Source organism: Micromonospora sp. GCM10011541 (genome assembly GCF_042650725.1).
Taxonomy (GTDB): Bacteria; Actinomycetota; Actinomycetes; order Mycobacteriales; family Micromonosporaceae; genus Micromonospora; species Micromonospora sicca.
In genome coordinates, this window is record NZ_JBHSBP010000109.1 from 1 (window position 1) to 7,579 (window position 7,579).

General features: G+C 71.0%; 7 protein-coding genes. 5 read left to right on the forward strand and 2 right to left on the reverse strand.

Going from position 1 to position 7,579, the window contains the following annotated elements; translation table 11 throughout:
* Positions 1-203 precede the first annotated feature (203 nt).
* Positions 204-923 carry a sulfite exporter TauE/SafE family protein gene (locus tag ACFOYX_RS35910; protein WP_322443644.1) on the reverse strand — a complete coding sequence of 240 codons (720 nt, stop codon included), beginning with the start codon at positions 921-923 and terminating at the stop codon, positions 204-206.
* A gap of 1,023 nt (positions 924-1,946) precedes the next feature.
* On the opposite strand from ACFOYX_RS35910, the gene ACFOYX_RS35915 reads away from it, so the two are divergent.
* Positions 1,947-2,147, forward strand: coding sequence for a DNA-binding protein (locus ACFOYX_RS35915; protein WP_322443645.1), 201 nt, complete (start codon positions 1,947-1,949; stop codon positions 2,145-2,147).
* 1,047 nt (positions 2,148-3,194) lie between these two features.
* Here ACFOYX_RS35915 and ACFOYX_RS35920 read toward each other — a convergent pair.
* Positions 3,195-3,836: a DedA family protein gene (locus ACFOYX_RS35920; RefSeq protein WP_322443646.1), complete on the reverse strand. Its 642-nt coding sequence runs from the start codon at positions 3,834-3,836 to the stop codon at positions 3,195-3,197.
* A 343-nt stretch (positions 3,837-4,179) separates the two neighbouring features.
* Here ACFOYX_RS35920 and ACFOYX_RS35925 point away from each other — a divergent pair, with 343 nt between their 5' ends.
* The 4 genes from ACFOYX_RS35925 to ACFOYX_RS35940 all read left to right on the forward strand — a co-directional run bounded on the left by ACFOYX_RS35925 (position 4,180) and on the right by ACFOYX_RS35940 (position 7,520).
* Positions 4,180-4,719, forward strand: coding sequence for a ribbon-helix-helix protein, CopG family (locus ACFOYX_RS35925; protein ID WP_322443647.1), 540 nt, complete (start codon positions 4,180-4,182; stop codon positions 4,717-4,719).
* 38 nt (positions 4,720-4,757) lie between these two features.
* Entirely contained in the window at positions 4,758-5,603 is an 846-nt protein-coding gene (locus tag ACFOYX_RS35930) for a DUF4097 family beta strand repeat-containing protein (protein WP_322443648.1), read from the forward strand.
* A gap of 148 nt (positions 5,604-5,751) precedes the next feature.
* Entirely contained in the window at positions 5,752-6,732 is a 981-nt protein-coding gene (locus ACFOYX_RS35935; protein WP_322443649.1) for an ATP-binding cassette domain-containing protein, read from the forward strand.
* Positions 6,729-7,520, forward strand: coding sequence for an ABC transporter permease (locus ACFOYX_RS35940; RefSeq protein WP_322443650.1), 792 nt, complete (start codon positions 6,729-6,731; stop codon positions 7,518-7,520). Before ACFOYX_RS35935 ends, ACFOYX_RS35940 begins: the two co-directional genes overlap by 4 nt.
* Positions 7,521-7,579 lie beyond the last annotated feature (59 nt).

Genomic DNA, 7,579 nt, shown 5'->3' on the forward strand with positions numbered 1-7,579 from the left:
CCCTACACGCCGTGCTTCATCGCCTTGTGACCACGCGCCCTACCGAGTTCCCGGACGCTCACTTAATCCGCGGGTTCAGGGTTCGAGTCCCTGGCGGCGCACCAGCAGTAACACCTCAGGCCCGGTCCTCACGGACCGGGCCTGACCCCTTTCCTCGCCCCCAACGTCAGCTGACCCGTCGAAGGGGTCCGTGGACGACCGGCTCAGCCAGCCATGCTCGCGAGCGCGGCGCCGGTGCTGCCGAGCAGCCCGACCAGCACGATCCGCCGGAACATCACGGGGTCGATGCGGTGGAACAGTAGGTTTCCCAGCCACCAGCCGAGCGGCACCGCGGGGAGCGCCACGAGGGAGATCCGCACCACATCGGCGTGTACCTGACCGGCCAGCAGGAACCCCGTCAGCCCTATCAGACTGGTGCCGGAGAAGGTCGCCGCCAGGGTGGCCCGGAAGGTGCGCGGGTCGTAGCCGAGCGACTGGAACGCGGCGACCAGCGGCGGCCCGTTCGTCCCGGTGGCGGCGGTTAGCACCCCGACGAGGACGCCGATGGCCCCGAGACCGATCCGTCCGGTGCGGATCCGTGCCTCGGACCAGACCAGCGCGGCGCAGCCGAGCACCACGACCGCGATCAGCGCGCTCAGCAGCCGCTCCGGCGCGAGCGCGAGAACCAGCAGGCCGGCCGGTAGGCCGAGCAGGGCGGTGGCGGTGAGTGCCGCCGCGACCCGCCACCGGGCGTGGGCGCGTTCCCGGATGGCCGCGGTGACGGTCAGCCCGATTCCGGTCAGCGCCGACACCACCACGGCGCCGCGCGGGTCGACGACGGCGGCCAGCAACGGCACGGTCACCAGCGCGTACCCGAAGCCGCTGACCGCCTGGGCGAAGGCGCCGAGCAGCACGATGCCGAACGCGCTGAGCAGGATGACCACCCGCTGAGACTGACGCACCGAACGGCGGGCGGACAACCGGCCGGCCCGGAGATCCCCGACACCCGGCCAGCGGCCGGCATTGCCAATGGGGCGCAGACGGTGAAGAAGCAGCAAGGAGGCAGCGGAATCCGCAACTGACTTCGGTCCCGGTCGCGACCGGATGTTTCTGCACCACAGACGTACCGACCCAGTTCGGGAGCGTCCGGCATCCATCGACATCCTGTGTCCGTCTCCCCACGACGGCGGTCATGCCCGGCTCCGACGGCGACTGCGGCTGTCAGCCCCACAGGCCCCTTCAGCCGCGGATAACCTGCTGGCGATTCGATCGGTCGCCCCGCCCAGACTAGGCCCGCGCCTGTGGCTTGCCGCAATTGTGTCCCTCAGCCGATGCCGGCGGTCCGCCCCGGGCGCGGAGCCAGCCGAGGAACCGGGCGTGCACCCCGCCGGTGTCAAGGCCCAGGCGGTGCAGATCATCCAGGGCGTCAGCGAGGGCGAGCCCTAGGTAGACGGCCAGCGACGAGCGGGCGTCCTTGTATTCCACCAACAGGGCCAGGCGGGCTGGGGAGCAGGGCCAAGGGCAGCCGCAGCGGCGGCACCGCCAGAGGGGGCGCACCGGTGTGTGGGGGCGTGCCGGTACCCCGTTCACTGCTGGATGCCTGACCGTCGCGCCTGCGCGGGCGTCAGGTGCCCTGCCCGCCCGATCGGCGGGTACAGCGCCGTCACCTCCCGCCCCCACGACGGGGGCGGCGCCGGGGCGGTCCCCTTGTATGTCGGCGGTTCGGCCGGAGGTACGGGGCCGCGATCCGGGCCGGCCACGGTAGGCCGCAGGTGCATCGGCACCATCCCTTCCGCCAATCCCGACGGTGTCGTGGGCCTACGGGTACCGGGCGCGACGTCCTGGTCAGCGGCATGCGCTCATCGTTGGTCGATGGCTGTCCCTTGTCAAGGCGCATCCTGCAACGTGACGTCTTGCGACTCGCCAAGCTGCGGTTTGACCAGTTGCCGCGTGGCTACCCTGCGGCCATGCCACGGCACCTGTACGGAGCGGGGGAGATCGCAGCGCGCCTCGGCGTCAGCCGCCAGCGGACGCGGCAGATCATCGACCGCCCGGACTTCCCGAAGCCGTACGACCGGCTCGGGATGGGCGCAGTGTGGCTGAAACGCGACGTGGAGGCATGGATCTCGGAGCACCGCCCACACCTGGGCGCACCCGACGAGGAGTAGCAGCGGCCCGGCGGTACGGTGTCGCAAGTGTGCCCCCTCACGATCTGGCACGTCCTCGATGCCGCGATGGTCGCCTGTGGCGTCGTGCTGACCCGCCGCCGCTGACGGGACAATCTGGAGGAAACGAGGGCTGGCCGCATCGCAGCCAACCGCCTAGTACCGCCCTGCGGCCGCGGGACCGGCGGTGAGATTTGCCGGACTTCGGCCGAAGGCTCGAGCGGGGCCGGACCTTCACCGTGATCGCCAATGGGTGATGGAACGGCCGGGCTGGGCTAACCACAGTTGCGCGGCGCCGATTTCGGCGACGCACCGTGGCCGCCGCCGCCTCTTGGAGCAGCACCCCGTAGTGGTCACCCAACTCACGCTCAACGCGGACGTCGACGCCTTCTCCCGGAGTGGGCCAGCGCCGGCTATTTCGCCGGGGACCACCTCCGCGCGATCGAGGCCGACCTGCACCGCTACCAGGGGTACGCAGTCGCCGCCGCCGCCGCCGCGATCGGCTGGGCGGTCTGGCGGGGTGACGCACCGTCGTCGGCGCGCGGCGAGCCGCCCCTGACGGCCGAGCGGTTTCATGCTGGCTTCATGTGTGATCTCTAGCGTCCGGGCCATGAGCGATGTGCTGGCGGTCAACGCCGTCCACCTCACCAAGACCCGCCGGTGGCCCGTCGAAACTTGTCGGCATGGCCACCATCACCGACAGCAACGGCCACGACGTCCCCAACCCCGTGTTCGAGTTTGACGGCGCCTTCGACCCCGACAGCTAAGCTCTCCGACCATCCGCCATAGCCGGTGCCGCTCGGGACGTACGGCACGCCCTGCCGGACGGCGGCCCGGTCAGCGTGGCCGGCGTGCGGGCGCCGGCGCCAACCGGCTGTTCCGCCGATGCCGTCGTTACCGTCCGCTGATCGCACGCACCCCCGCGCCGAACGCCGACGTCGGCGGTGTCGATGAACATGCCGCCGGGTTCTCGGCCTGCGCCGGCCCTGCCAACCACGGTCACGAATCGCCCGTCCGCCGGGTGCCCCGGCCGTCACCGACCCCGGGCCGTCACTGGGCCTCGTCGGTTTCCTGCAAAGCCCGCTCACGGCGCGCCGCCCGCCGGCCGGCCCAGATCCGTACCGCGATCACCAGCGCCACGACCGCGAGCAGCACCTCCCCGCCCAGGCCGAGCCGCCGCTCTAGCAGACGATACGAGGCGCCGGCCAGGTAACCGAGCGCGGCCACCGCCACTGCCCACAGCGTCCCGCCGGTAACGTTGGCCAGTGTGAACGTGCGCTGCGGTATCCCGCTCATGCCGGCCAGGCCCGGCACCAGCGCCCGCAGCGCGGCCGCCCAGCGGCCGAGCACCACCGCTGTGGCGCCCCGCCGACGGACCAGGTCGAGCGCGCGGCGCAGCTCCCCAGATCGAACGAACCGGCGCGGCGTCCGGTCCAGCAGCCGCCGGCCGTAGCGGCGGCCAACCAGATAACCCACCTGGTCGCCGAGGGCCGCCCCGACCAGCGCCGCGGCCATTACCGCCCACAGCGGCAGCCTCCCGTCGTGGGCGAGGACTCCGCCGACCAGCACGGCAACCTCCCCCGGCACAACCAGGCCGAGGAAGGTCGACGCCTCCAGCGCCGGGAGCAGGAAAACCAAGACCAGCACCAGGGCGGGCGGCAGCGCCACCAGCAGGTTGAGCACCCGGTCCATCCGGCGATTGTCACCCCGTGACCCGGGTCTACGCCCGGTGACGACCGGACCCCTCCCTCTACGGCAACGACCCGCCGCGTTGCTTCGGCCGGTCCCGCGCTCGGAACCGCTTGGCCCAGCGGAGGCCGAATCTCGCCGCAGACCAGTCGTGCCTGCCGACAGGGCGTGCTTGGCGACCGCCGTGAGGCCGTGGGGGAGAGCTCCTCGCTCGGCGCCCTACGCGCAGATGCTGGGCTGCCGGCTACCCGTCCGCGACCCACGCTCGGCATGGTTCCAACGGAAACCTGCGCGCGATGGCATCACTCCCATTGCGATGGCATCAAGGTGATGCCATAGTGGTGTCATGGAACTTCGCGCTTACGTTGACGCGATCCGGCATCAGCTCGCGGTAGCCGCCGCCGCAGGCGGTGACGACGCCCGGGAACTGGCCGAGCGGCTCACCGCACCGCTGGAGTCCGCGGTCCGGCTCGCCCTGCTGGACGCGCTTTCCGAAGCGGCCACCGAGATCACTCGCGATCTCGCGCCCGGTTCGGTTGACCTGCGCCTGCGTGACCGGGAGCCCAGCTTCGTCGTGACGCCACCGCCAGCCGAGCAGTGGGCCGACGACACAGAGGCGGCAGCGGCGGCCCCGCCGAACCCGGTGCCGCAGCTACCTCCAGGCGGCGAGGACGAGGCGACCGTGCGGATCAGCCTGCGCCTGCCGGAGCACCTCAAGGCGCGCGTCGAGCACGCGGCCGCCCGCGCCGGCGTCTCGATCAACACCTGGCTGATCCGGGCTGCAGCCGCTGCCGTCGACACCGACAGCCAGCACCACCGGGCGGACACCCCCCGGCGATCCGGCGTCCCCACCGGCGGTCAGCGCTTCACCGGCTGGGTGCGCTAGCAGCGCCGGCCCCACCGACTACCCGAGAGGGAAGCAGCATGCCATCCTTCGACACCCCCGGACCGATCTCGGCATCGGTCGAACTCGTCGCCGGTGACGTGCGGATCACCGCCGGCCCGCGAACCGACACCGTCGTGCAGGTGCGACCGGCCGACGAATCCGACGACCGCGATGTGCGCGCAGCCGCGCAAACCCATGTGGAGTACGCCTCCGGCCGCCTCGTGGTCCGCGGGCCCAAGCAACCCGGCTTCGGCATCTTCGGCAGGACCGGCTCCGTCGAGGTGACCATCGACCTACCGGCCGGCTCCGGAGTGGACGGGAAGCTGGGCGTCGGTGCAATCAGCTGCTCCGGCTCGCTGGCCGACTGCCGTCTCAAAACCGGCGCCGGCGACCTGCAGGTCGAGGACGCCGGCAAACTCAGCCTCCACACCGGCTACGGTGCGGCCATCGCCGAGAACGTGGCAGGCGACGTAGAGGTCACGACCGGCTCCGGAAAGCTCAGCGTCCGCGCCGTCGGCGGGCACGCCGTGCTCAAGAACGGCAACGGCGACACGTGGATCGGAGAGGCCGGCGGGGAGCTGCGGGTCCGCGCCGCCAACGGCCACGTCGCCGCCGAGCACGCTGCCGCCTCGGTCACGGCGAACACCGCCAACGGCGATATCCGCATCGGTGAGCTGGTCCGTGGGTCGGCGACGTTGCGCACGGCAGCCGGGCGCATCGAGGTCGGTGTCCGGCGTGGTACCGCAGCCCGGCTCGACCTGCACACCCACTTTGGCAAGGTTCGCAACGACCTGGACGCGACCGCCGGTCCCGCCGACACCGACGAGAAGGCCGAAGTGCGGGCTCGCACCGCGTTCGGCGACATCGTGATCCACCGCTCCTGACGCGTCCCACCCACCGTTTGAATCGGTCACGGGCGAACCACCCGGACCGGGGATGACGCGCCTTCTTACCCCGGTCTTGCTCTTCTGGCCTGACCGGCGATGGTGCGCGCCACCGTACTCATGCAAGCCCTTGATCAGTGGAGGAGCAATGGCGGTAACCACCGCGACGCGGCCGGCCATCTCGGTGTCCGGCCTACGCAAGACGTTCGGGGACACGGTCGTCCTCGACGGCATCGACCTCGTGGTCAGCGAGGGAACGGTCTTCTCGCTGCTCGGGCCCAACGGCGCGGGCAAGACCACCATGGTGCGGATCCTGTCCACCCTGGTGCCCGCCGACGACGGATCGATCCGCGTCGCCGGCCACGACCTCGCCAAGGAGCCCGACAGAGTACGGGCGGCGATCGGCGTGACCGGCCAGTTCTCCGCCGTCGACAACCTCCTCACCGGTGAGGAGAACCTCAAGCTGATGGCCGACCTGCACCACCTCGGCCGCACCGAGGGCAGGCGCCGCATCGCCCAGCTGACAGACCGCTTCGACCTCGGCGAGATTGCCCGCAAGCCCGCCTCCGTCTACTCCGGCGGAATGCGCCGCCGCCTCGACCTGGCGATGACCCTGGTCGGCGACCCGCGCCTGATCTTCCTCGACGAGCCCACCACCGGCCTCGACCCCCGCAGCCGGCACGCGATGTGGCAGATCATCCGCGGACTCGTCGCCGAGGGCATCACCGTGTTCCTGACCACCCAGTACCTCGACGAAGCCGACCAGCTCGCCAACCGCATCGCCCTACTCGACCACGGCCGCATCGTCATCGAGGGCACCCCCGACGAACTCAAGCGCCGCATCCCCGGCGGACACATCCTGCTGCGCTTCACCGACCCCACCGCGCTGCACACCGCCGCCCGCACACTCACCGTCGCCCAGCGCGACGACGACGCCCTCACCCTGCAGATCCCCAGCGACGGCGACGTCCGCTCACTGCGGAACGTGCTCGACCGGCTCGACGACGCACACGTCGAGGTCGACCAACTCTCGATCCACACCCCCGACCTCGACGACGTCTTCTTCGCCTTCACCGGCACGCCCGCATCCGCCGCCGCAGGACACGACATCACCGAGGGACACCGATGACCAGCCTCGCCTACACCCTGGCCGATTCGACGACCATGCTCCGCCGACAGGTCCGCCACATGCAGCGCTACCCCTCGCTGACCGGGATGCTGATCGCCCTCCCTGTCATCTTGCTGCTGCTGTTCGTCTACGTCTTCGGCGAGACGCTCGGCGCCGGACTTCCCGGCGGAGGCGGTGACCGCGGCGCCTACATCAACTACCTGGTGCCCGGCATCCTGGTGTTCAGCGTGACCGGCGCCGCGCAAGGCACCGCCATCTCCATCGCGATGGACATCACCGAAGGCATCGTCGACCGCTTCCGCACCATGGCCATCTCCCGCGCCGCCCTCCTGACCGGACACGTCCTCGGCAGCCTGATACAGACCATGCTCTGCATCGCCGTCGTGCTCGCCATCGCACTGGCCATCGGCTTCCGCCCCACCGCCACCCCGATCGAGTGGCTCGCCGCCACCGGCGTGCTCGCCGCGATCGCGTTCGCACTGATCTGGCTGTCGGTCGCGCTCGGCATGGTCAGCGACAGCGTCGAGACCGCCAGCAACCTGCCCATGTTCCTGACCCTCCTGCCGTTCCTGGGCAGCGGCTTCGTGCCCACCGACACCATGCCCGCCGGCCTGCGGTGGTTCGCCGACTACCAGCCATTCACGCCGGTGATCGAGACGCTGCGCGGGCTGCTGCTCGGCACGGGAATCGGCAACAGCGCGGCAATCGCGCTGGCCTGGTGCGCGGCAATCTCGCTGCTGTCCTACCTGTGGGCCAAGCACTCGTTCCACAAGCGGGCGGCCCGCTAGAGCCTGTGTCGAAGTCGGTCACAGCCACTCGTTGATCGCGGCGACGTGCACGGTGGCTT

Excerpts from the sequence above, each read along its gene's own strand:
- ACFOYX_RS35925 (WP_322443647.1), top strand. The coding sequence starts at position 4,180 with ATGGAACTTCGCGCTTACGTTGACGCGATCCGGCATCAGCTCGCGGTA.
- ACFOYX_RS35940 (WP_322443650.1), top strand. The coding sequence starts at position 6,729 with ATGACCAGCCTCGCCTACACCCTGGCCGATTCGACGACCATGCTCCGC.
- ACFOYX_RS35915 (WP_322443645.1), top strand. The coding sequence starts at position 1,947 with ATGCCACGGCACCTGTACGGAGCGGGGGAGATCGCAGCGCGCCTCGGC.
- ACFOYX_RS35920 (WP_322443646.1), bottom strand. The coding sequence starts at position 3,836 with ATGGACCGGGTGCTCAACCTGCTGGTGGCGCTGCCGCCCGCCCTGGTG.
- ACFOYX_RS35935 (WP_322443649.1), top strand. The coding sequence starts at position 5,752 with ATGGCGGTAACCACCGCGACGCGGCCGGCCATCTCGGTGTCCGGCCTA.
- ACFOYX_RS35930 (WP_322443648.1), top strand. The coding sequence starts at position 4,758 with ATGCCATCCTTCGACACCCCCGGACCGATCTCGGCATCGGTCGAACTC.